Below are 23,549 nucleotides of genomic sequence, written 5' to 3'. Positions count from 1 at the left end.
AGCACGTTCACCAACGTGGTCACGGCCAACAGCTGCGCCGACTCACGCGGTGACAGACCAAAACCTGACACCACGCCAGGTCGAACAACGCCTGCCACGGTCGAAGTTCGCTCGTCGAAGCACAGATGACAGCGGGTGGCCCACCCAGCCGGGCACGCGCGCTCAGCGCCACACCATCGGCAGCGAAGGATCTGCATAGGCGCACCACGTGATCGTTTGATCGAGAGCACGGGCTCCATCTGATCCGCGACCAACTGTGCACACGGCGGGCAATGAGCGTGCCACGCGGTGTTCCTGCCACGGCCAGGCCCACCTTCTGCTCCATACACCGGCAGCTGGCAGTTCGCGCAGGCCTTGTCGTCCCCATCCATCGTGATCCCCCTGGGACAGAACACTACTCACTCGCACCAGATCGAGTTGATCACAGCTGCGCAGGCATACGCCCACGTCGGAGATGCCGCCCTCATGGGACTGGCATCGACCGCGGCAGCAATCGCCTTCTGCCGCATCCTGATCAGCTAGGCAGCATCGCGATCACGACCCAGGCGATGCGGATCCGGACGCCGGACGGGAGATCTGGTCCCACCGAATGTTCCATTCGCCACCCAGGATCTCTGCTAGTGCGGCTTGGACAACAACCAGGTTTCTGTCCTCGGCCAACCTGCGTCGGAGTACGCCTGCCTCAACGAGCATCACCAAGGTCCTGTCCTCAACAGCATGCACACGGGCGGCGTTCATCATCATCTCTGTCGAGCGGCTCCTGCGCCGAACCGCACTGACGACGTCAGACCACCTGTCGAGCACGGTGCGCAAATCGGCAGCGCCGTCGGCGAACTGCTGTTCAGAGTTACCGCGCTGCTGCATGTTGTGCGCGGCCAACTCCTCAGCCATCTCACGTTCGGTCAAGCGGAAACCCTTGGCACGGCGCATCATCCGGTGCCAGCGAGTGTGACAATCCGTGCAGAGCCACGCCTTTGGCCAACGCTCCGCTTCGGACCAGCCGAAGATCGAAACCGGCGCCCAGTGGTGCAGCTCAGTGCCCTCCATCGAACCGCATCGTGCACACGGGTGCGTGCCGTAGACGCGACGGTTGTCCTTGAAGCAGTACTCACCTATCGGAGTCCGCTTAGGCAGGTCGAACATGTAGCCGCATCCGGTGCAAACCTTCGTCGGCGACCTGCGACCATTCGCCAGGGTCTTGAACCCGAGCAGCACGTCGACGTGTCCGCACTCATCACGACACACGTGACAGCGCGTCTTGAATCCGTTGATGATGAAGGTCTGTCCGCACGGACACGCGGCGCGGCGGTCGCGATCGATCTCCCAACTGACCACGCTCAAGGCTTCCTGCACGCGGCCCGCCGCGAGCAACGGACCGGCCAGATGCGCGGGATCATGGCTGTTTGTCACTACAACCCTCCCATCACCAACCACCATGCCAGCTCCACGGCCCGACGTCCTGATCCATTTCGCCATGGACCGATGTCAACGACGCAGAACCTGAACCCCTCCAACCAGCTAGGAGATGAGCCAGTGGAAGAACTTGATGCCGGCGGCCATGGTGGCTAGGCCAACCAGTACCGCCTCGTAGGGTGAGTGGCGAGCGAGCGTCGTGAGAACTCCAGCGGCCATGCCAGCAAGCACCGCGAGCAGGAGTATTAGCGCGGTGCGCACTGACAGGAGCGGCGATTCGTTGCTTTCCGCTCTGGACGGGACCTCGTTCCGGCCATCCACGGTTACTGCCCTCCCAGCAGGCTGGGGGCCTGAAGCGCGTAACCGGCGGGCGGCAGGAGCCTGCCGGTACGGATGAGGGGAAGCAGCTTCTTCTTGCGGAATTCGAACAGGCGGCTGCGGATCGTGCTTGGGTTGAGCTGGATCTTCTCCGCGATCTCTGCGATGGAGTAGCCCAACCACAGCCACGCGAGGATCGAGCGGACGCCTTCTGGAGCCCCGAGCACGACAGACCTCACCATTTCGCGATCTTGAATCGCCAGCTCGGTGTCGAACTGGACCACTCTCACTCCAGCCTCGTCCAGGGCAGCGGTGAGCTCGGAGCGGTCCTTGATCCACTTTCGAAGCACATCCGGGTAGGTCAACAAGCAGGCGTTGACGAAGTACGTGGTGAGCGTGGATCTGGTCGGATCCCAGCTGTTCTTCGTGACAACACGTTCAAGGAACCGCGGGAGCACATGCTCGACCATTGCGCCGGCCAGGTCGTCGCGGTGGTAGTCCGTGGCGATGATCGCCTCGCTCTGTTCGTTGGTCAGGGTGGGTACAGGAACACCGAGCTGGCGTACCCGAGGAATCGCAAGGCCGTCGCGCAGCAGGTTCTTGAGCACGGGAAAGGCGTACGTCCACAGCTCGGCCGCGAGAGCCCTGCTCGGGCCTGTCAGCTCCTTGACTTCGTCGTCCCAGTGGATGGACGGAACCTCGTGCCGGATGACGCGATAGAGCCCAGCAGCCTGTGCGTTAGCCAGTAGGACTGGTAAGTGCTCGACTTGAGCATCGGAGTACCTTCTCCACGCCCTCATGGACGACCTCTCCCTCGCGCCTCGCGCCGCACCACCGGGTTGGTTATCAGCGCCTTCGTTCTGCTTTAGGGATTAGTCGCGGAGGATGTCCGAAGAAGTTTTGATTGCGTGTGACCGGCTCCATCGACGACTGCGTCGACGCACGTAGGCCAGCACGCCATCGCAGGCCGTGCTGTCGACATGGTCAGCCCAGTCAGTCCACGGGTGCGAGTGAGTGCTACATCCGAGCGCATAGATCTATCCGCCGAGCTCAGCCTCTGCGTCGTCGCGATCAAAGCAGCCTCCTGACCTGCTGTTTGCTGTAGTGAGGTAGTGGATCGCACAGCCAGGAGGATGCCGCTCCTAGCCCACAGGACGCACTCCGACACGCCGAAGAAGCTGGAGCTGTCTGCAAAACACATCTGCCGACAACTTGTGCAGCTACTGTGTGTCGCGTGAACCTGATGAAGCTGGATGATGATCCAGTGGCGTCATGGGACGAGGACATCGTTCATCTGGTGGCCAGCGGCCTGGCGCGACTGAGCGAGCGCGTGCGCGCCGAGGGCGCTGTGCGCGTCCCGTACCCACCTCCGCTGCAGCGGGCAATGAATCGGCTGACGGTGTTGTGTCGCGCCCGGAACGTGGACCCGCCAGGCAGCGTGGCCGACCTCTTGCGTCTGGCACACGAGCCGTTCTCCGAGTGGCCGCTTCGCCTACAGAAAGACCTGGTCGGAGACGGAGACATCCTCATGGCCAGCGGCATGCCGACTCGATTGTGCGAGGAGTGGGCTCTCGATGTCGACGACGTCGAGGCCGAGCTGTCAGAACGACGTGTAGTGCTTGAGGTCCTGCACTGGTGCCGTGAAATGCGTGATCAACGGGCTTACGTCGAGTTCCGGCAGCTATTGATCGACAACCCAGTGCTGGACGGCGAGGAGTTCTTGGACGTCCGCAGCAAGCCGTACCTGGCACCACTGGCGCAGTACATCCACCAGGCGTACGAACGTCCAGGCGCACACCTCGCAGCAGGCGGAGTTTTCCAGGAGTGCGGAAGATGCCACAACCTGAGCGTGCCGACGCCGCACGGCTGGCGATGCGTCGAGGACGACTGCGCTCGGCTTCAATATCGGGCAGGCCGCGAACTGTCCGCGACGTCGGATATCTGGACCGTCGGCCGAGGGCTACGCACGTTCGTCACCGGGCCAGGCCGAGCGGAATCAAGGCTGCTGCGTTGGCTTGATCAAAAAGACTTCGAGCCAGAGGCCTATCCGGAGTTCGACCTGTGCGACATACGCATTCCAGTGCCGAACCAGCCAGGGCGGTGGTGGGCGGTCGACGTCAAGTCGTGGCGGAACCCAGCACTGTTGGCCAGGAGGCTCCGGCGTCGCCCACCTCGGGTACCGGAGTGGGCCGACAAGTTGTTCGTCGTCGTCGATCGAGAACGCACACGGGGCCGGCCCGGATACGTGCAGCTGGTAACGAGCCTGGTACCAGGTTTGGCGGCCACCGGAGTCGTGGTGCGGACCGAGAAGACGTTCCTCAGGGAGGACTTGCCAGTGTTGCGAGGTGACAACCGGTGAGGTCACGGACGAGCTGGCGCAAGGATCTCCTGGCTGAGCTTAAGTCTGCCCTGGGTGGCGGCGATGACGAGAAACTCGCCGAGGCGATCACCGAGGTCGAGCTGGCGTTGACGCTCCTTGGGCGCGTCGCGCCATCGGCGACAGCTGATGCGGGCTGGAGCCTGCTGAACGGGTATCCAGTCGCGCAGGCGTGCGGCACTCAGCCCAGTGCCGAGGATCTGCGCTCGATCGCGATCGCCCGTTTCCGGTTGACCGGAGTCAAGAGTCCATATGACTTTGCGCGGGTCCTCGCCTCATATGAGAAGGTTCCGGCCGACTTGCGTGGGTTCGCGATCGCTGGGGACGGTTCGTTCCGGCGGCGCGATGTGCCGAAGGTGACCCGCCGATGGATCGACTACGACTCTGCCTTGGCCACAGCACCGGAGCACGACCGCGACAAGATCACACCGGCGCAGCCCGGTGAGTACGTGCTCGCCACGGAGCGGCACCGCAGCAGCGTGCGTATTCCTCGCTGGCTGCCGTTGCCTGAAACAGCTCAGGGGCATGATCTGTCGCTTCGGCACGACCGCGAGAACCTGGTCGTCACCCGTGATCAGCTTCTCGCCGCCGCACAGCAGATGGACGGAGCCGAAGCTGACGGGGCGGAAGTGTCACCTGAGGATGGCTGGCAAGCACGCATTGGCAGGATCATCTTCGAGGTCCGGCAGGCCAACGACCGCTTTGGCGAACGTGACACGTTCACCATCGACGGTTTACTGCACATGGCCGGCATGCTCAGCGTCGGCAAGACCACCCTCGTCGCGGTCCTGGCCTGGCACCTCACAGTCACAGAGAACAAGCGTGTCACCGTTGTGCTCGGTGACGTGACAGCAGTGCTGCGCATGGTTGACCTGTTCAACAGGCTGACCGGCACAACGCATGCAGCCCCTGTGATCGGAGAGTCGAACCGGCGAACGCACGTCGAGCGAATCCACCGTCTCGACTCCAGAACAGGAACCCTTCCGCTGTACCCCAAGCACTCCGGGTACCAATGGGTTAGCACGGCATGCGGCCTGGATGGTCTACGCACCGACAGCGCAACACCATGGCCTGTCGAACAAGCGCCGTGCCGAAGCCTTCGTCGTCCCGTCGACGAGGACGACAGCACGGGACGGCGCGAGGGAGTGCGCGGTTGTCCATTGTGGAGCAACTGTCAGCGCCACGAAGCCTCCCGAGCCCTTGTCACCACAAAGCTCTGGGTCGCGACGACTGCGAGCCTGATCCAGACGCGGGTTCCACGAGAGCTCAACCCCGAAGGCATGCGGTATCTCGAAGCTGCGTGGCGCACGATGGACCTGCTCATCGTCGACGAGGCCGACCAAGTACAAGCACAGCTCGACTCGATCTTCAGTCCGTCGCAGACACTCATCGGCGCGACAGAGTCGTGGCTCATGGACTTGTGGGGCCAGGTCGATCGGGAACTCGGGCGAAGTCAGCTCGCTCAGCTTCAGGACAGCGCGGTGCTCGCGTGGGTCGCCCATCTCAACCTCGTACGCATCGCCACGGCCCTGCTGTACAACCTGTTGACCGGCAGATCGGGACGCTATCTGCGGGAGTGGATGGGCGAGGACTACTTCACCGGCTGGACACTAGCCACCAAACTCGCCGAGGAGTGGGCTCCGCTGCTACTCGAACGCGATGAAGACGGTGAGACGTCGTTGCTTGGTTCCGCGGACGCCGATGCGTTGCGCGCCATGTTCGACCGGTTTCTCGACGATCCGCTCGGCAAGCGAACCAAAACTACGGAACTGGCATCGTCCGCAGCATTGGTCGAGCTCGTCAAAACACTTCACCTGCCCGACGAACCCGCCCGGCAAGCGGAGTTCCGCACGTTGGTCAGGCGTGTACCGATGAAGGCGGCAACGGAGAAGGACAAGCCCGGTACCCGCAAGCGCGACAACGGGATGCCCGAGAACATCGAGTCCCGCAACGCCTTGCGGCTGGAGTTGCTCGTGGTGACCACCGTGCTAGCCGATCAGTTGGACTCGGTCATCGAACGCTGGCGCACAGTCGAGGGCCGACTGGATCTACGGGGAGTCAGTCCTCTGATGTTCCACCGGCCACCGCAAGACTTCACGCCTGTCATCCCCGACTCCCCCATGGGCAACGTGCTCGGCTTCCGATACCGGATAGAAGACCAACCACGACCAAGCGCCGACGATGATCAACCAGGCGGACAGCTGTCCTTCTTCCGCTACGCCGGTGTCGGCCGCTTCGCACTCGTGGGACTACACAACCTATTCTGCGCCGACGGAGTCCGCGGCCCGAACGTGCTGCTGCTGTCAGGAACCAGCTGGGCGAAAAACTCGCCTCGCTACCACATCGACTATCCCGTCGATGTGGTCCTGCGCGCACCAAGCAAAGAAGTCGAGGCCATCAAGCAGAGCCGGTTCTACACCTTCCCGCTGTACCCACCGGACAAACCGGATCAGCCCTACGTGATCTCAGGGATCTCCGACCGCCAAGTTCGACGGCGCTGTTTGCAGGGAATGGCTCGCGCGCTGGTCGCTCCACGGCTTGGCGCCAGCCGCCTCGAAGCAGCACTCGAACGCATCACCGACCCCAACCGACGACGCGCACTGATCCTTGTTGGCAACTATGAGGAAGCAAAACTCGTTGCCGACGCGATCGCGCACGCCAACGAGACGCTCAAGGACCAGGTCCGCTACCTCGTTCCCGACGACAGGGACTTCGGTGCTGACTGGCTCGCTCCTTCCGGCGCGACGGCACTACCCCGCGGCGAGGTGGAGACGCTCTTTGCGACCGGAGCGGCAGTACTCGTCGCGCCTCTGCTGGCGATGGAGCGCGGCCACAACATCCTCACCGACGACCACCGGGCAGCGATCGGCGCGGCATTCTTCTTCGTTCGACCGCACCCACGTCCCGACGATCTCGACTACGTCACCCAAACCTTGAACGCCTGGGCCATCAGCGAGATCCGCAACAACCTAAGCGCTGTCCCAACCGGCCAGCGCGTGGACCTAGCGGAGTGCGCTCGCACCTTCCGACACAAAGCCCAGGGGCTGTGGCGCACATGGCTACGACGCCCACTGGCCTACAGCGCTCTGACAGGTGACGACAAAGACGGGATGACCTGGAGTCAGCTCGTTGGAATCTGGCAGGTCATTGGCCGCCTCGTCCGCGGCGGCTGCCCCGCGGAGGTGTACTTCTGCGACGCCAAGTTCGCACCCAGGCTCATGGGTCTACGCAGCGACGAGGATGACACCGACATCAGCCTCATCGCCGGCATGCGATCCGTTCTAGCCCCCTACTTCGACAAACCTTCCACTGACCCAGACACCCACCTGGTGGAACTGCTCTACGAACCCCTCCACCACGCTCTATCCACATTGGAGGGCGCACCGCTGTGACGTACAACCAGCTTCGGTCAACCAGTTTCCACCTCAGCCTCAACACACTCGAGCCGCTGGACTACCACGCCCTGCGCTACCCGCGAGAGTGGCACAAGCCGCTGCTTGATCTGTTCCGTTCCAGCAAGCCGCGCGATCCCGACAGGTACAAGCAGCTCCCAATCGGGGCTCTCAATGATGCGGTCGCGCTCCTCGCACCCGACCTCATTCGCCCGGCGGCGTTCAACGCCGATTGGAACGGCGAAGACTGGCTGTACGCGACCTCACCCATCCCCAGGGACGGCATCGCCCGCATCATCCGCGCATGGATCCACACCCTCGGCAAGCAGAAGGATCAAACGGCCGAGGATCACAAGCTGCTGCGGGAAGCGCTCGCCGCAGTACAACCCGGAGCGCCGGGATGGAAAGACTTCGACTGGGAACCAAGGACTGTCGACTTCGCGGAGGAAGCTAGCAAGATCGGGCCGAACGGGACCGCCCAGCCAGGTGCGCTCTTGTTCACGCTGCTACCGCACGTGCTCGTCAGCGAGTTGACCGCGCCAGGAACCGCTTGGCCACACGGGCAAGGCGAGCCCATCGAGTTCCGCCGATCCCAATCCGACAAAGGCGCCGAAGCCGTCTCATGGCCACCGGCAAACCAGGAGCTGCCGTTCTCCTACAAGACCACGCTCCAAGTCCAGACCGTTCCTGGACGGCCAGACCCCGCTGTCTACGCCAACTTCGGGGTTCGTCGCTGGGCTTACTCGCGGGCAAAGCTGCCGGCCACCAGCAACACCAACGTACATCTCGTCCGCTCCCACCCCCTGCTCGACAAGACCGGACGGTCGCGCGCCTTCCGCCGAATCGGCGCTCGCTGGTATCCCGGCAAGGGAATCGACTGGACCGATCGCCTGCACGCAGTACTCGAGCACCTTGCACTCCGGCCAGTGCTGCCGGATCCAGCAGATCTCGCTACCAACCCTCGTGCACACCTGGACAAATCCACGCGCGAAGACGGCATCGCCATCGTCTTTCGTAACGATCTCGGCAAGCACGCTGTCGCTCCTGGCTTGTCCGTGCGGGAACGGCGCGAGCTGTTCGACTGGACGAGCCATGTGCTCGAGCGATGGATCACCCCCGACGAGCCCTTCTCACGGGTATTTGGAGTTCGCTCGTTCGCGACTTCTCCCAAGATCGTCAAGAGCACGCTCGAGCGCGCTGCAGCCCAACAGAAGAAGCAGATTCGCAAGGCAGCCAAGGAATCCGGCGCCGACCCTGCACCCGCGCTGGACGCTTTGCCGGCGAAATTCGCACCCCTGGTGCAAGCAGGCTTGGCCAGGCTCGTCGATCGCACGCGCGGAGACCGCACACTCACTGTTGAGGTCCACCACTGGGAAGACTCCACGTTGCCCCAACTCGTCGCCACGGTGATCAGCCGGGACCTCGGTCCTGCCACTGCTACCGCCACCGGCTTCACCTGGCAGATCGGGGGCGGCGCGCTCCGACTGACAACCCACACGGTGCTCGGCAAACACGCAGACAAGATCGAGCTCTCAAGGCACGCGAAGTCGACTGAAGTTCAAACCGCCCTGGCTTCCAGGGCCGAGGAGATCGAACGTTCACTACCGAAATCATCCGACAGCATCGTCGGCAGCATCGTCGAGATCAACCACCGGGACTACTTCAAAACCCAGCCGATCGGAGACACGAAACCCGCGTTTCGACTGGCGCACGCCAACACGGGCCGAGTCACCCAGTTCACGTACTCACCTGCCGGACAGGCGGCCGACCAAGAGCGCATAGCGCGGGCATGGCGAGATCTGCTCCGTCAGTGGGGAGTCCAACTGGTCCCCCCTACGGTGAAGATCCGCAAGACGCAGCTCCCCGAGCAGGTCTACTACCTCGCGATCTGGGTCGTGCGGCTGAACAAGACACGGCGCCGCTCATTCGGACGTCGTGTGCCGGTCATGGTATACCTCGACTCCACCGGCGAACAGCACCCTCAGTTGATCTCTCCTTACTTCACCGACTGGATGGACTATCGCGACGGGCTGACCCGGCTCGCACGCGACGGTCGGTTCGACGCTGAAGCCCGCACGCCGGAAAACCAAGGCTTCGTCCACAAGTTCATCGCCGATCGCATCCGAGACGTCACCGCGTTGCGGCGGGACACTCTCCTGCTGACTGACACAGGCAACCTGCGTCCGGACTGGTCGTTCATCGGCAATGGCAAGCTGCTGTTCGACTATCTCGATGACCGAGCGGTGTCGGGTACGGGCCTTCGGCACGTGAGGGTCCGTGACGCCTGCGAGAACCTCGAAGTCCCTGATGTGTGGGGAATCGGAACTGACGAGAAGAACAGCTGGGGGCTATCAGGCGGCCTCTGGCGTATGCACGGCGACCGGGTCTTCGCCAGTACTACGGACAAACCGGTACAGGCCAGCTCGACACTCCACGGCCTCTCCAAGGTGGACGGCCACACGTTCACGCCGCGCGCCAAGGATGGCGAGGAGCCTACGGAGGTGACCATTCCTCCGACTCCCACCGCCGACGTGTGGAACGCACGGATGGTTGAAATGACCGTCGCCGCGGTCCAGCCAGGTGACGATCCACAAGCATGGGCAGGCATCGCACATCAGCTCCGCTGGGCGAACCTCCAATACGACGATGGAACGGCGCTGCCCATGCCACTGCACCTAGCCCGTCTAGCAGAGGAATACGTCCTAGGAACCCAGACACAGGAAGAAGAAACGCCCTAAGCAACGTCTCAACACGTTGCACGGTGACGGGCCCCTCGAGAAACAACGAGGGGCCTGCTGCCGTGTGAGACATGGGTAGGTGGCACCACGTCATTGGCCGCCCAGCGTCTCCTGACCGAAGCCATCCTCTCGATGCCGCAGCATGTAGTCCGTGCGGTGGTTGATCGGGCGCCCGACTGCGGCGTACTTCTCCTTGATCCGCTGCAGGTGCGTCCGCGCGGTGGACTCACTGATCCCAATCCTGCGAGCAGTGGTCCCCAGAGTGCTGCCAGTGCCGTAGATCCGCAGGACCTCACGTTCACGCGGCGACAGATGTGGCCGTTTCGAGCGGGCATCCCGGCTCAAGGAGAACGCGTGCTCCGTGGTCATCGGAGAGCCGCCTGCCGCGACCTCACGAATCACTTGCAGCAGCTCCGCGGTGTTGGTGCCGCTCTTGAGCACATAGGCCGACGCTCCCGCTTCCGTGGTGGTCACAATGTGCTCGTGCTCGCCGTGCACCGAGAAGACGACAACGCGGTGTCCGGCAGCGACTAGTGCAGCCACATTGGCCGCCGGCTCGCTGAAGTCACGCAGGTTCAGATCGAGCAGCACAACCTCAGCACGCTCCGGCTGGGCGAGGTAGTCACCAACCGTTCCTGCCTTGGCGACAAGGTTCACGTCCTCGACATCGGCGATGGACAGCCTCATCGCGTCGAGTAGCAGCTGGTCGTCGTCAACGATCCCGAGTGCGATCACGGTGTCCACGACAGCTCCACAGTTGTTCCCTCGCCCGGCGAACTGTCGAAGTGCGCGGTCCCACCGACCTCCTCCATCGGATGCCGGATCGAGCGCGTCATGCCCCGAAAAGTCGTTGTCTCCACATCGAATCCCACCCCGCGATCGACCACGGTCACGTGGAGCTCTCCCTGCTCGGTGCCGACCGCGGTCAACCAGGCTTCCGCAACGTCGGCGTACTTCGCCACGTTGTTGAGCGCTTCTCGCACCGCGACTTCGAAGGCCTCGGCCACCGCGGAGGGCACTTGCAGCGGCAGGTTGTCGAACTGCGGATGCACCCGCAGGCCCAGCACAGACCGGTCGCGCAGCACATCCGACAACATCGTGGTCAGGCTGGCCGAACTGGTCATGTCATCGCCCATCATCAGGCCGCGCAGGTAATTCGCGTCCTGCTGACAGCGTCGCCGCACCTGCTCTGCGCGGGCGTCAAGCGCTCCTCCGGCGATCATCTCAAGGGTCGTGAGAGCAGTGTCGTGCAACCCTCGCCACTGCTTCCTGCGCTCAGCAAGCCCTGCGCGGAGAGTTGCCTCCCGCTCTACCGCTGCCGACTCTGCGGCACGCGCTTCGTCCAACTCGATTGCCAGACCCCGCAGCACAGCAGCAATGTGGGCCCCAAGCCCGGCGAACAGCAGCATCCCGACCGACCAGGCCAGCACGTCGGAGTGGTCGACTGCGGCGCCGGTTGCCGCGCCCACTAATGGAATGGTCGCCCACGACAAGACCGGGAGGCATGCCAAAGGCCACGCCAGCGGCCGCGGACCGTAAAGGACCACGACGAACGCAGCGCCGATAGCGGGACCGTAAGTCCAGTTTTGCCAGCGCTCGCGATCAGCGCCAAGTAGCAGCGGCATCGCTGTCTGCAGCACAGTGATGACGGTGATGTCGAGTACCGCCAGTCGTGGCGTGATCACGCGTCCACCGCCTTGGAGCGAGCGGGCAAACATCCACGCCGACCATCCCGCGCCCAGCATGTATGCCCCTGCGACCAGCCGGCCGTGCCCGTTCCAATTGATCACGTTGTGGGCGGCGACGACCGGCAGAGGTGCCGCGTATTGCGCGACGCGCAACAGCGCCACAGACCTGAGGATCCAGCGCTCCACCCGGTGCCGTGTCTGGGTGGCTGGAGCTGTGCACACCGCCATGGTCATCACCTTCCCCCGACAACCACCCGATCGGCAGTCGTCACTTGCGCCGACAGCACTACCGCCGACCGTCGCAAGTGACGACTGCCGAGTCGCCATATCTCGCCAGCACTCTTGCACCAGTCACGCCGATCGACCAGAAAGGACACTCCAATGCTCGCCTTCCTGAAGAAGCTGGCCGCGGCCCTAGCCATCGCCGGGGTGATCGCCACAGGCGTCGCCGTCGCAACGCCAGCACCTGCGGAAGCCTCAGTCGCATCATGCGGCAGCGGCAGATGCACCATCTACCTCAGCAAGTCCGAGACCAGAGCGCTCGCCAACGGCAACGTGCCCGCGCCACCGGCGGCCGCGCCCTGGCAGATCAAGACCGCCTACTACGCCCTGGCCTACGGCCACCGCTGGTTCGCCCAGCAGTACGCCAACTGGGGCTGGTGCTCCGGCTTCCGGCTGAGCATCTACCCATGGGAAAGCCAGGGCTACTTCGGATACGCCTGCAACTGGAACTGACACCAAGGGCGGTGCCGCGGTTCGATCACCGCGGTACCGCCCGCGCGATAGAGGTTGACCTGGCAGCCGCGAACTGGGCGTCGCGGACAACACGATGGGCGTGTCACACTGGCGACGCTCGTCGGTTGAGGCTAGGGGTTGGAGTGGTCGGTTCGATTCCGACGTGGCTCGTTCTCCTAGTCGCCTTCGTCGTTCTCGTCCTTGTCAGGTCTGCAAGTCTGGTCCTAGGTAGCAGCACACCAGAAGATCGCAAGAAGCGAGGGGAAGGAGGCACCATGATTAGTGGTTTCCGCAAGACTGCGTCCGTTGTACTCGAGACGGCGTGGGCGGTCGGGAGCAACGTGTTTGTGGGGTTGCCACTCCTAACCTGAACCGACGAGCACCCCTGCGAGAGGGTGGAGCAGGCGCCGTTCAAGGTCGCTACGAGCGAGCCGGTCCCACTCACCAACGCTCGTGTGTTGATTCCTCCAGCGGAGCTCCTGAACGAGAGGAATCTTCGGTTTCCCCTCGCCAATGAGCGAGCATGGCGCGAGTGGTGCGCGTGTCCACGTGATCCGGACCGAACACACGAACCTGATCCGCAAGCAGCCGCTCAAACTCAGCAGCAGCACCTACCGGATCACCAGCTTCACCCCGCCAACGAGCAAGGCTCGCACGAACAGCAAGCGCGCTGGAATGATCGGGTTCAAGATCGTGGGCTGCCGACCTTCGAAGCCCGTCGTAGTAGTCCCTAGCCTCCGCTGGCAGACCGCCTTCCCCCAAGCTTTCCCCCAAGCGGAACAGCACCTGGTGACCATCTTGCCGCCAAAGGTGCCGGCCACCTGTCACGACCAGCGCGGCCGCATTGTCACGCAGCGCCTGCGCCACCGCTCTATCCTGCTCGACGTCTGGCCACGCATGCAGAACTGCGTCGGCAACCGCATGCACCACGACTTCGGTCCGCTCGTCCGACCAGCTGTCACGGGTGATGCGCTGCACCAGCGGATGTATCCGCACCTCTCGCGACCGCGAGTTGACGTCAAGCGAGATCAGGCTCAACCGGTGCAGGCAGCCCAAGCCATCTCGCGCGTCATACTCATCGATGGGTCGTCCAGCTCCTTCGGAGAGCAGGTTCAGCACAGAAGGAGCGGTGAGGACCTCGATCGGAATACCGTTGGCGTCCAATGCGCTGGCCGCGTCAAGCAACGGACGCGCCACACCTTCTGGCGCCCACCGATCAGCTTGCTCGACAGACAAAGCCAACGTCGCAGCGACAGTGCTCCGATACGTGTCAGGCAACGCGTCAGAGTGAGGCACCATGCTCGCTAGGTGTCGCGAGGCCAGCCGAGCACGGTATTCCGCACACGACAGCTGGCGATCCAACATATAGGCGCCTGCCTGCGCCAGAGCCAAGGGCAAGCGCCCAAGATCCTGCACCAACTCTGCGGCACCATCGAGCAACCTTGGGTGACCGCCCAGCACTGCATGCAAGTAGGCAGTTGCCTCATCCGAAGAGAAGACATCGATCCCGACCACTTGCCGTTTGTCCCCATGCAGTGCAGCGTCGCGACGGCGGGTGGTCACCAAGGTCTGACCGGCTGGCGTTGACGGCGGCCACAACCCTTGCAAGTCGCCGGGGCTCTGCAGGTCGTCCAAGACCACCAACCAGGGCTCCGTCGTCGTGGCCAGCCACTCCAGCGCCCGCTGAGCCCCATGCTCAGGATCGAATTCCTCGCCAGTCAGTAGGTCAGCCATCCGCGCGTAGCTAGACACGATCGCCTCACGCGAGGTGGCGGTGATCCAAACCAACAGGCCTGCGCGACCAGCGGCCCAGGCTTTCTCTGCGTAAGCAGCAGCAAGTTGAGTCTTTCCGACCCCGCCCATACCGAACAACACGACGGCCTTTTCGTGTCCAATCGAACCGAGGTTGGTTTCAACACGGTCCTGGTAGGCCGCCGCTCGCGGTGGGACTAGCCCTAGGCGAAGCGGCAGTGGGGTCGTTCTTGAACGCCCATCAGAGAAGATGACGTCCCCGGAGATTGACGCTGCTTGAACGACAGGCCCTGCCGACGTGTCATCGACCAGGTCGGACGAAGTCACCCCGAGCGCCGCGGCGAGTACAGCCAGCTCGTGATCGGTTACCGACTTTCGAACCCCTGACTCAATCTTCGCGATCGTGCCCCGACTGAGGGACGGCTCGCCGAGCTTCGCGCACTCTTCAGCAAGACGTTGAGCGGACCACCCGCGGCTCTTACGCAGGTTGCGCACGTCTTCTGTGCGCAGGTGCATGCTGCTGGCCTGCGCCACGCTATCCGCCTCCTGGATCCCTGAGCTGCATCTATTCTGCCAGACTTGCGCAAGATGCTCCCATCGGAGCATGATGGGAGCAGAATCGGAACAACTCAAGCGTACGCTGGCCCTCCACCGCCTGCTGGTTCACCCGACCAGCAGGCGGTGGCTCTCTAACTTTGCGCCCGAACGATTTGGAGACCACATGTGCACCGAAGGGGCCAACAACGAGGTGAACCGTGGCCTCCAAGTAGCCATCACCGTCCTCACCGCCTTCGTCGTCGGCATCTGCGCCGGCGTTCTGTCCTGGCTTGCCGGATGGCCTGTGCCTGCTGCATTCCTCACCGGCGGAGGCGCCATCCTCACGACCATCGGTGCGATCCTGGGGATTCTGCACTTCATGCGCAAGGGGTCGTAGACCACCTCTAGCCGCAAGGACGTTGCGGGTTCAAGCGATCGTGCGTCGGCGACAAGACTCGGTCGGGGCGCGCCGTCGGCGAAGCCTCAGTTATCGAGGCTCCCCGGCCAAGGCGATCCTGAGCGGGCACCTCGACCGCACTGCTCCAACCCGCCGGAGCAACCTTCGACGCCGTTCCGGCGACGAACCCGGTTGATAGATCACAAACCACCCTGGAGTTCGGGCTCGACGCGCACTCGTCAGTCAACGAGGTAGTGGGCTTCGATGTAGGCGACGGTGGAGTCGTAGGGTTCCCCGACCGGCTTCAGCATGTACCGGCGGAAGACCGCGGCGGTGGCGCGGCGGACGCCTCGGTTGCGAGCGTCAGCGTTGTCCCAAGACCGGGCGAGGGTTCGGGTCACCACCTGATCGATCTCCTCGGCCAGGTTCCTCTCCGTGACCGTGAACCCCGGCGGTGCGTGGTCGTGGATGATCCGCGACAGAACGCCGACATGGTCGTCGTCCAGCACGACCACGGCTTCGTCAGGATGCTTCTCGGCGTCCACAATGGCGCGGGCAACCCGGAGTGCTTCGGAGAGGAAGTCCAGAGCGTCCTGGGCGTTCTGGATGATCCGGTCCCGCAACTGCCTGATTCGCTCCGCGAGGGCGGTGTACTTCGCGGACCCTGGGTCGACCCCCTTTTCGAGAGCGGCCTTGATGTGGTCCAGGATCTCCGCCGCGGACGGCGGCGTCTTGTCCCCGGCGTCGTTCTTGCCAGGTTTGGGGCGGACGAGAGCCAGCAGCTCCTTGAGGACAGCAATGCCCTGAGCGTTCAAGACGAGGGCTTCCTGCTGGGCGGCGACCACGGAGAACGAGTGGACGTGGGCATTGATGATCTCCAGGACCATCGGACCCAGCTCGCTCAGCCGTTGCTTCCTCTCCTCGTCAGATGACTTCTTGAACAGGGTCGTGTACACGGACCCGAACAGTCCGAAGCCGTCCTGGTACTTAGCGACCCGCTTGTCGGTGTTGATCAGCGGGTACAAGCGGGCCAAGAGCCGGTAGTCCTTGGCAAACACCTCCGCAGCGCCAGGGTTGGCGTCCAGGAAGAGGTTGATGGCTCGCACGGACTCGTACCCGTGGACGGTGAGGTCCAGGTCATCCACGTCCGCGAGCAGGTCTTCGATCCGGGCGAAGGTGGTGCGGAACTCGGCGACCAGCTCGAACATGTCGGTGACGAACCCGCCACCCTTGCCGGTTCCCTCCGCGGCGGGGTCGACGACCGCTCGCTGGACCTCTTCGGCCAGACCGATGTAGTCAACGACCACGCCGGAGGTCTTCAGGAACCCGGTCGGGGACAGCCAGGTGCGGTTCGGGCGGGTGATCGTCTGGAACAGATTGTGGGCCTTCAGCGGCTTGTCCAGGTAGAGGACGCCCTCGTTGGGGGCATCGAACCCAGTCATGAGTTTCGCGGTCACTACAAGGAAACACAGCGGGTTGTCCGGAGTGAGGAACCGCCGCTTCTGTTCCTCCTCATCGGTTTCCGAGAGCTGGAACGGTCGCATGGCGGGGTCTTCGTCCTTGGAGTCCGAGACGGAGATGTTCACCTCGGCGGTGATCCGCTCGTGTTTCCCGACCTCGGCCAGGACTTGTGACGCCTCGAAGCCGGCCAGCAGGTCGTTGATCTTGTCCGTGTACGCCACGGCCATCTCGCGGTTGTAGGCGACGACTTGGGCCTTGAGGCCGTTGCGGTAAGCGCCGGCTAGGTAGTGGTCCACGATGTGCTGGCAAACCGCGTGGATTCGCTCAGGGTTGGCGAACACTGAGGTCAGCCGCCCGAACTTGCGCGACAGGGCTTCGCGGTCGGGATCGTCGAGGTCGAAGTCATCGGCGAACTCGTCGAACTCGGCCTGCAACGCCTGGTCGTTCATCTCGAAAGCGACCGGGTGCGAGTTCAGCATGACCGGGACGGTCGCCTCATCCAGCAAAGACCGGGACACCGAGTAATGGTGTAGCACCCGGCCGGGGTCAGTCTCCTCGCCGAAGAGGGCGAAGGTATCGGTGGCCAGGTTTCGGACGGGGGTGCCGGTCATCCCGAAGAACTTCGCGTGAGGCAAGGCCGCGCGCATCTGCCCGGCCAAGGATTTCGACCTGGAGGATTGAGTGCGGTGTGCCTCGTCGACCAGCACGATGATGTTGCTGCGGGTCGACAGGTTCTTACCTGCGTCGGCGAACTTGTGGACGGTCGTGGAGATGACGCCGCGTACGTCGTCAGTCAGCAGGGAACGCAACTCCTGACTGTTGGCAGGCTGATGAAAGTAGGCGTCCCCCAGAGCAGAGGTGAACACCCCGGATGTCTGCCTGACAAGCTGGGTCCGGTCCGAGAGCAGGATGATCGTGGGCGAGTCGGTGCGGGTGTCAGCCAACAGCAGCGACGCTGCGAACACCATCAGCAAAGTCTTCCCGGACCCCTGGTGGTGCCAGATCAGCCCTTTCGATCCTCCTTCCAGAACCCGCTTGTGAATCAGGTACGCGGCCTCCATCTGCGGGTAGCGAGGCAGGTACTTCCTGTCCGGCCCACCTCCGGAGGTGTCGAAGAGGACGAAGTCAGCGAGCATGTCCAGGATCGTGGCCGGGTTCATCAGCAGCTCAACGGAGCGCTTCACGTCGGCTTGCCCGGACAGGTTCTGGTCATCGGCCGTGGACCGGAACGGCTGCCACAGGTTCGTGGGCGCTCCGGCGGCGCCGAATCGCAGCTTCACCCCATCGGATGCGACGGCGAAGACGTTGGAGGTGAAGAACCATGGGTACTCGGTGGCGTACACATCGTTGATCTCGCGGGCGGCGTCGGCCCATCCGGACTTGGCGGTCGGTGACTTGACCTCGACCACCACGAGGGGCAGGCCGTTGACCCAGTACACGAGGTCAAACCGGCGGGAGGTCTTGCCGGGGACGGTGATCGTTACCTCGTCCGACACGGTCAGTGTGTTGGCACTCGCGTCCTCGAGGTCGATGATCTTCAGGGCATGCCACGTGCCAGCGGCGCCTCGGAACTCCTGATGCCCACGTAGCAGGCGTAGTACCTGCTCGTTGGCCCGCACCAGGCCGCCTTCAACAGCGTTGACCGTGGCGATGATCTCCTCGACCACCCCATCCACATCGAACCCGTCGATCACCCCAGGGTTGAAACGGATGATCGCGTCCCGCAACTCCCCAGCAAGCACCGTCTGCGTCGTCTCGCGAGGCAGCGCCCTGCCCGCTGTGAATGCCCAGCCCATCGGGAGAGACCACTGGATCATCAAATTCTGGAACTCGCGCTCCCGAACGCCCTTCGCCACGGCTCAGACCTCTGACTCGGCGGACTCGATGTCGATGGTGCGGTCCAACAAGCCCGCGAGCAGGCCGGAGCGCAAGTCTCGGAGGCGGGCGGCCTCAGCATGCACCGCGTCGGCGTTCGTGCGAACAGACAGCACGGTGGAGGAAACCTCCCGCTGCCGGTTCAGATCAGGAAGCGGTATCGGTGTATCACGAATACGATCCTGGCTGACGTTGAACATTGAGGCGCTGGTACCTGTAGCCGAACTCGCGATGTGGGTCCGGGCCGATTTCAACGCCATCGCCACCACCAGGAAGTCTGGATCCAGCTTTGACGACGGCACCAGACGGAGAGTCTTGTCGGCAAGGTAAAGGCCGTTCCGAACATCGGCAGGTACTCGCGCGACTGCCCCGACTCGCAGAGGCGTGTTCGCCCGCGTAATGAGTACGTCCCCAGGCCGAACAAGCGCGGACTCAGGCATGGACGTGCCGGGAAGAAGGGTCTTGGACTCCTCTGGAAGGAAACGAAAGGGCGTGACCGCACTGACCTTCAACACGCCAAACTCGTCAGCGTCAGGGGGCCTTTTATCCGCTTGAGGACTCCTGCCCCCTTGAATGTCATCGAGCACCGTTCCGAGCGCTACGAGTGGTTCGTTGGAGAGCAGGTCCCTGGCCGCGACCATCGATACGCGGTCCAGCACCTCGGCCTCTTCATCGAGTGCGGCGATCTGTTTGTCAACTGCGTCGAGTATCTCGACGATCCCCGCTTGTATCTCGCGGGGCGGGATCGGGAATTGGATCTGCAAGAGTTGCTCTGGGTTGAGGCGCTTGCGCCGTTGAACTGTTCCGCTCACTCGATTCTTCATTTCCGCCCATAGTCGCGGCGAGCGGCAGACGTGCCTCATCCAGTCGGGCACCAGTTCTGGACCAAGCGTGAATGTGGGGAACTCGTTGCTAACGACGAATCCGTCGAACTCGACCGGCACTACGGTGATCGGGCCTTCCCACGCGGTCAGTTTTCGCATCACGACCTGATCGGCTCGCAGCACGTTCATCGTCGCGTACTCCGTGTCTCCGCCGGCGAACTCGCCTTTAGCGATAAGCCCCTGTCCTGCGTTCAGGACCCCGGCCAGACGGTAGGTAGTTGTAGGCATCATCGGCGTGCGCTGGATGTCAAGGCGCATCACCTCGCCGAGCGGACGAAGCGGATAGCCGTCACTCATCGAAGCCCTCGATTCCGGCGGCGTCGAGGACAGCGAGCATGCACTGTTCGGCCTTCTGGCGCGCAGCTCGGGCGATGTTGTAGGCGTCGATGAGGGTGCCGAGGTCTTCCTGCTCGGCGGCGGTCTGCTTGATGTAGCGGCCGATGTTGAGGTCGTACCCGTTCGCCACGATCTCTGTGGCGGGAATGAACCGCGCTGACAGGCCGCCCTCGCCGTCGGGGTCCACCGGGTTGCCGTCAGCATCGAAGCTTGAGTGGTACGCGGTTACGACGTCGGCGATGTCAGCATCGGTGAGGATGTTGCGATTCTTGGCCTTGGTGAACCGCTTGGAGGCGTCAATGAACAGCACGCCGTCCTTCCGCTCCTGGGCCTTGGTGCCGGGTGCGCGGAACACCAGGATCGCCGTGGGGATGCTGGTGTTGTAGAAGAGGTTCGCGGGCAGGCCGATGACCGCCTCAAGCAGGTCGTCGTCCAACACGCGTTGACGGATCGCCGCTTCCTGGCCGCCACGGAAGAGGACACCGTGAGGCAAGACAACGCCGGCGCGCCCCTTCTTCGGGTCCATCGACGCGATCATGTGCTGCACAAACGCCCAGTCCGCCGACGACTGCGGGGCGACACCGCCGATGGCGCGCGGGTCCTTCGTCCAGGGCTTCCACTTCAGGCTGTAGGGCGGGTTGGCGACGATCACGTCGAACTGCGAGATGGACCCGTCCGGTTTCTTGAACCTCGGGTCCTTCAGCGTGTCACCGACTTCAACCTGGAACTGGGTGAGGTTGTGCATGAAGAGGTTCATCCGGGCCACACCTGCCGTGTCCAGGACGGCCTCTTGCCCGTGCAGTTTGAGTGTGTAGCCGCGTCCACCTCGAGCCTTCAGGAGGTTCGCGGAGGCGATGAGCATGCCGCCTGATCCACAGGTCGGGTCGTACACCGACTCGAAGTTCTTGGGATCCAAGACCTCGACGATCAGCTCGACGACCTCGCGTGGGGTGAAGAACTGGCCGGCGCGAGTACCGGACCCGTCGGAGAACCGCTTCAGCAGGTACTCGTACGCCCCACCGAGCACGTCATGGGACATGTTGCCCTCGTGCATCTTCGGCGAGCGATCCATCGCCTGCATGACCGCCGCCAACACCTCCCCCGACAGCACCTCCTCCGACGTCCAGGTCATAGACCCGAACAGGCGGGAGAACTTGTCCGGGTTGGCAGTCTCAATGGCCTGAAGGGAGGCACGGACCCGCTGACCGAGGCCAGGCCGGGTGATGGTGGCGAGGATGGACGACCAAGACGCCCGACGTGCCTGGACCGTGCCAGGATGGATCAAGGGGATCTCGAACGACTGGTAGTCGCGGTACTCGATCTCATGGGCTTCCTCGGCCGAGAGGCCGTCCAAGCCCTCGTTCTCCGCGAGGAACTCCTGGTGGTGGTGATCCCAGGTGTCCGACAGGTACTTCCAGAACATCAGCGGGAAGACGACCGAGGAGTATTGCGCTTCGGGCATCGCCACGCGCAGCTCGTCGGCGGCGTCCCACAACCGGTTCTCGATCTCCTGCTGGGTCACTGCCATCAGTCGGGGTGTCCTTGCTCGTCAATGGGTGGCGACCCGAAGGCCGTGGCGTTGAGTGCTGACACCTTATTTCGGTAGGCCCGGCCTGCGTGCCCTGGGCACGTCCTGCCGGGTAAACACGCGTGGCGCCCCACTCGCAGTACAGTCGCTCACCAGATGCACCCAGGCACAACCACGAAATTGGTAACGACTGTCCACCAGATGATGCGGTCAGCAGTGATCAGAAACCCTGCATGTTCACCCGCGTACAGGACGCACCAGCCGCTCGCTGGCCAAAGACAACACCTTTGACAGTGCACCGCATGTTGAGCACGTGCAGTCCACACCTTGCGGGAGCGGTGGACTCCGATCAGCGGTAGATCGAGTTGTCGCTGAAGTCGTCGTCCTCGACCGGCCTTGGTTTCCGCGGCTCGGGCGTGCCGAACGCAGGCACTGAGACGTCGGCGTCCAACCGCCCTGCCTGTCCACCGACCGCGTTCCGGAACTCGCCGAGCACGTTGGCCGCGGCGCCTTCCCTCGCCTGTCGCACCAGCTCCATGAGCTTCGCGGCAAGCTCCGGGTTCTGTGCGATCTTGAGTTCGAGCAGCGCTCCGTTCGGCGAAACCGTCACGGTCAGCGCCTTGTCCTCGGAGGTGACGGTCTGCCCCGCCATCTCCAGGTTGCGGCGAAACGCAACCGCGTTGCGCTGCAGCTCCGCGGTCTTGGCCTCGAAGTCGGCCAGCCATTCGTCCGGGGTCATCGTCCACTCACCTCGTCGTGGGCCTCGGCCCGTACTTCTCCAACCCGACTTTCTGCGACACGCCAAGATCACCCTTGCCGATCGACTTCGACAGTTCCGATTCGCCCGCCGCCGGCGGGTTGTCCGAGGAGTAAGCGACGAACTGCAGCGACATGTCGCGGTCGTACGCCGTGCTCTGCCAGTAGTCGCGGTTCGCGATGTCCTTCAGCTTGTCGACGACCTCGTTCGTGGCCGACTCCGCGCGGACGATGACCTTGAGGTCCATCTGCTGTCCCGAGTCGATGCCGTGCACGTACTCGTAGCTCGCGTCGGCTACCTCTGACTGCTCCTTCCAGTCCGCCACGATCTTCTTGCCAAGTTCGTCCACGTCCTCGTAGTACTGCACGAACGTGTTGCACCCGGTCAGCAACCCGACCAGCATCACGACCAGGCCCACCACACCGGCCACGCGCCTTGCCGCGCTCACTTCACTCCCTCCCGCGTCACGTGATAGGTCAGCGTCGTCGACTTCGGTCCGCCTTGGGTAAAGACGTCCGCGCTGTCGAGGAACCGTCGGACAGACGGATCCGAGCTCTGATCGAGTTGTCCCGCAACCGCGACATAGTTCTGATCAACCCGCGGCTTGTCTGGGTGTTTCTCGTCGTATCGGTAGCCGCCGATGCTGTGGTTGTCGCCGACAGTCCCGGTCTGGTTCTCGAAGGTGACGGTCGTGCGGTTCGCGGTGTTCGGGTTGTCGCTGGCGTCGAGGTGCGGAACGACGTCACCCTTGTTTTCCAGTGACAGCATCTGCACGTTGCCGGGGATGTCGATTCGCCCGACCGGGGATCCGGCGGTGACCACGTGCGTCACGTTGTACCCGCCCGAGATGAGGTCGTTGGTGGACTGGGCGGCGACAATGCCGCCCTGGCTGTGGCCGACCAGCATCACCGGCACACCGCTTCCCTGCGCGCCAGCCTCACGCAGCGCCTTCTCGATGCCCTGCTGCAGCACGGTGTTGTTGCCCGCCATCGCGTCGATGTTGACACCGGAGTCGTTCGCGCTCTTGGGATCCCACGGCGCGTTCCAGTCCTTGGTGCCAGGGATGTCCACGACGTAGCCGATCACTTTGTCGTTGGCGTCCTTGATGACTCGCACGTCGATGTTGCTCTTTTCCCCGTTGCTAGGGCTGTTGCGCTCATCAAGACCCATCAAGATCTCGCGCAGGTTGTGCGGCGGCGTGTTGGGATAGTCCTCGACGTACTTGACGTCTGCTGTGCCGTCGGCATAGGTCGCGGCCAGCAGGTCCAATGTCGTGGCCAGATCAACGGGCACACCCAGAGACGACAGTATGCCGGGCGACATTCCGATCAGCGTGTCGACCTGGGCCTGACCCGTTTTGA

Annotated in this window: 16 protein-coding genes; 5 read left to right on the top strand and 11 right to left on the bottom strand. The window is 63.5% G+C overall.

Going from position 1 to position 23,549, the window contains the following annotated elements; all coding sequences use genetic code 11:
* Nucleotides 1–534: 534 nt before the first annotated feature.
* Nucleotides 535–1,410, bottom strand: coding sequence for a hypothetical protein (locus B0F77_RS06435; protein WP_143466601.1), 876 nt, complete (start codon nucleotides 1,408–1,410; stop codon nucleotides 535–537).
* A 326-nt stretch (nucleotides 1,411–1,736) separates the two neighbouring features.
* A complete protein-coding gene (locus B0F77_RS06430; RefSeq protein WP_158102620.1) occupies nucleotides 1,737–2,339 on the bottom strand; it encodes an RNA polymerase sigma factor in 603 nt (200 codons plus the stop codon).
* 635 nt (nucleotides 2,340–2,974) lie between these two features.
* Here B0F77_RS06430 and B0F77_RS06425 point away from each other — a divergent pair.
* From B0F77_RS06425 to B0F77_RS06415, 3 genes are read left to right on the top strand one after another with little or no spacing between them, the layout of a single operon-like run.
* On the top strand, nucleotides 2,975–4,090 hold the full coding sequence (locus B0F77_RS06425) for a pPIWI_RE_Y domain-containing protein (RefSeq protein ID WP_245847859.1): 1,116 nt from the start codon (nucleotides 2,975–2,977) through the stop codon (nucleotides 4,088–4,090).
* The gene (locus B0F77_RS06420) at nucleotides 4,087–7,500 is read left to right on the top strand and encodes a pPIWI_RE_Z domain-containing protein (RefSeq protein ID WP_086661854.1); all 3,414 of its coding nucleotides are present in this window, start codon (nucleotides 4,087–4,089) and stop codon (nucleotides 7,498–7,500) included. The genes B0F77_RS06425 and B0F77_RS06420 overlap by 4 nt, the downstream gene beginning before the upstream one ends.
* Entirely contained in the window at nucleotides 7,497–10,238 is a 2,742-nt protein-coding gene (locus tag B0F77_RS06415) for a pPIWI_RE module domain-containing protein (RefSeq protein ID WP_086661853.1), read from the top strand. Before B0F77_RS06420 ends, B0F77_RS06415 begins: the two co-directional genes overlap by 4 nt.
* Nucleotides 10,239–10,328: 90 nt before the next feature.
* On the opposite strand, the gene B0F77_RS06410 is transcribed toward B0F77_RS06415, so the two are convergent.
* Together B0F77_RS06410 and B0F77_RS06405 are read right to left on the bottom strand one after the other, a co-directional pair.
* Entirely contained in the window at nucleotides 10,329–10,982 is a 654-nt protein-coding gene (locus B0F77_RS06410; protein WP_086661852.1) for a response regulator, read from the bottom strand.
* Complete coding sequence (locus B0F77_RS06405; RefSeq protein WP_143466599.1) at nucleotides 10,970–12,088, bottom strand: sensor histidine kinase; 1,119 nt, start codon at nucleotides 12,086–12,088, stop codon at nucleotides 10,970–10,972. The genes B0F77_RS06410 and B0F77_RS06405 overlap by 13 nt, the downstream gene beginning before the upstream one ends.
* A 219-nt stretch (nucleotides 12,089–12,307) precedes the next feature.
* On the opposite strand from B0F77_RS06405, the gene B0F77_RS06400 reads away from it, so the two are divergent.
* Complete coding sequence (locus B0F77_RS06400; RefSeq protein ID WP_086661850.1) at nucleotides 12,308–12,661, top strand: hypothetical protein; 354 nt, start codon at nucleotides 12,308–12,310, stop codon at nucleotides 12,659–12,661.
* Between the two features lie 441 nt (nucleotides 12,662–13,102).
* Here the strand turns inward: B0F77_RS06400 and B0F77_RS06395 are convergent, their stop codons facing one another.
* Entirely contained in the window at nucleotides 13,103–14,947 is a 1,845-nt protein-coding gene (locus B0F77_RS06395; protein ID WP_158102619.1) for a helix-turn-helix domain-containing protein, read from the bottom strand.
* A gap of 70 nt (nucleotides 14,948–15,017) precedes the next feature.
* Here B0F77_RS06395 and B0F77_RS46970 point away from each other — a divergent pair, with 70 nt between their 5' ends.
* Nucleotides 15,018–15,347, top strand: coding sequence for a hypothetical protein (locus B0F77_RS46970; RefSeq protein ID WP_143466598.1), 330 nt, complete (start codon nucleotides 15,018–15,020; stop codon nucleotides 15,345–15,347).
* Nucleotides 15,348–15,586: 239 nt separating this feature from the next.
* Here B0F77_RS46970 and B0F77_RS06385 read toward each other — a convergent pair whose 3' ends face one another.
* The 6 genes from B0F77_RS06385 to B0F77_RS06360 all read right to left on the bottom strand — a co-directional run.
* Nucleotides 15,587–18,664 carry an HsdR family type I site-specific deoxyribonuclease gene (locus B0F77_RS06385; protein ID WP_086661847.1) on the bottom strand — a complete coding sequence of 1,026 codons (3,078 nt, stop codon included), beginning with the start codon at nucleotides 18,662–18,664 and terminating at the stop codon, nucleotides 15,587–15,589.
* A 3-nt stretch (nucleotides 18,665–18,667) separates the two neighbouring features.
* Nucleotides 18,668–19,864, bottom strand: coding sequence for a restriction endonuclease subunit S (locus tag B0F77_RS06380; RefSeq protein ID WP_211293687.1), 1,197 nt, complete (start codon nucleotides 19,862–19,864; stop codon nucleotides 18,668–18,670).
* Complete coding sequence (locus B0F77_RS06375) at nucleotides 19,857–21,431, bottom strand: type I restriction-modification system subunit M (protein WP_086661846.1); 1,575 nt, start codon at nucleotides 21,429–21,431, stop codon at nucleotides 19,857–19,859. Before B0F77_RS06375 ends, B0F77_RS06380 begins: the two co-directional genes overlap by 8 nt.
* 349 nt (nucleotides 21,432–21,780) lie before the next feature.
* The gene (locus B0F77_RS06370) at nucleotides 21,781–22,170 is read right to left on the bottom strand and encodes a YbaB/EbfC family nucleoid-associated protein (protein WP_086661845.1); all 390 of its coding nucleotides are present in this window, start codon (nucleotides 22,168–22,170) and stop codon (nucleotides 21,781–21,783) included.
* A gap of 7 nt (nucleotides 22,171–22,177) precedes the next feature.
* The gene (locus B0F77_RS06365; RefSeq protein ID WP_143466597.1) at nucleotides 22,178–22,636 is read right to left on the bottom strand and encodes a hypothetical protein; all 459 of its coding nucleotides are present in this window, start codon (nucleotides 22,634–22,636) and stop codon (nucleotides 22,178–22,180) included.
* Nucleotides 22,633–23,549, bottom strand: a 917-nt coding sequence (locus B0F77_RS06360) for a lipase family protein (protein ID WP_143466596.1), incomplete at its 5' end; no start/stop codon positions are given. The genes B0F77_RS06360 and B0F77_RS06365, both read right to left, overlap by 4 nt.

This window comes from Lentzea kentuckyensis (assembly GCF_002150765.1).
In the GTDB taxonomy this organism is placed as follows: Bacteria; Actinomycetota; Actinomycetes; order Mycobacteriales; family Pseudonocardiaceae; genus Lentzea; species Lentzea kentuckyensis.
Note: the sequence above shows the minus strand (reverse complement) of the source record. Positions and strands in the feature narration are given on the sequence as shown.

Bases quoted from the DNA above. Each gene is read 5' to 3' on its own strand.
- B0F77_RS06425 (WP_245847859.1), top strand. From the start codon at position 2,975: ATGAAGCTGGATGATGATCCAGTGGCGTCATGGGACGAGGACATCGTT.
- B0F77_RS06400 (WP_086661850.1), top strand. From the start codon at position 12,308: ATGCTCGCCTTCCTGAAGAAGCTGGCCGCGGCCCTAGCCATCGCCGGG.
- B0F77_RS46970 (WP_143466598.1), top strand. From the start codon at position 15,018: ATGATGGGAGCAGAATCGGAACAACTCAAGCGTACGCTGGCCCTCCAC.
- B0F77_RS06380 (WP_211293687.1), bottom strand. From the start codon at position 19,864: ATGAGTGACGGCTATCCGCTTCGTCCGCTCGGCGAGGTGATGCGCCTT.
- B0F77_RS06375 (WP_086661846.1), bottom strand. From the start codon at position 21,431: ATGGCAGTGACCCAGCAGGAGATCGAGAACCGGTTGTGGGACGCCGCC.
- B0F77_RS06370 (WP_086661845.1), bottom strand. From the start codon at position 22,170: ATGACCCCGGACGAATGGCTGGCCGACTTCGAGGCCAAGACCGCGGAG.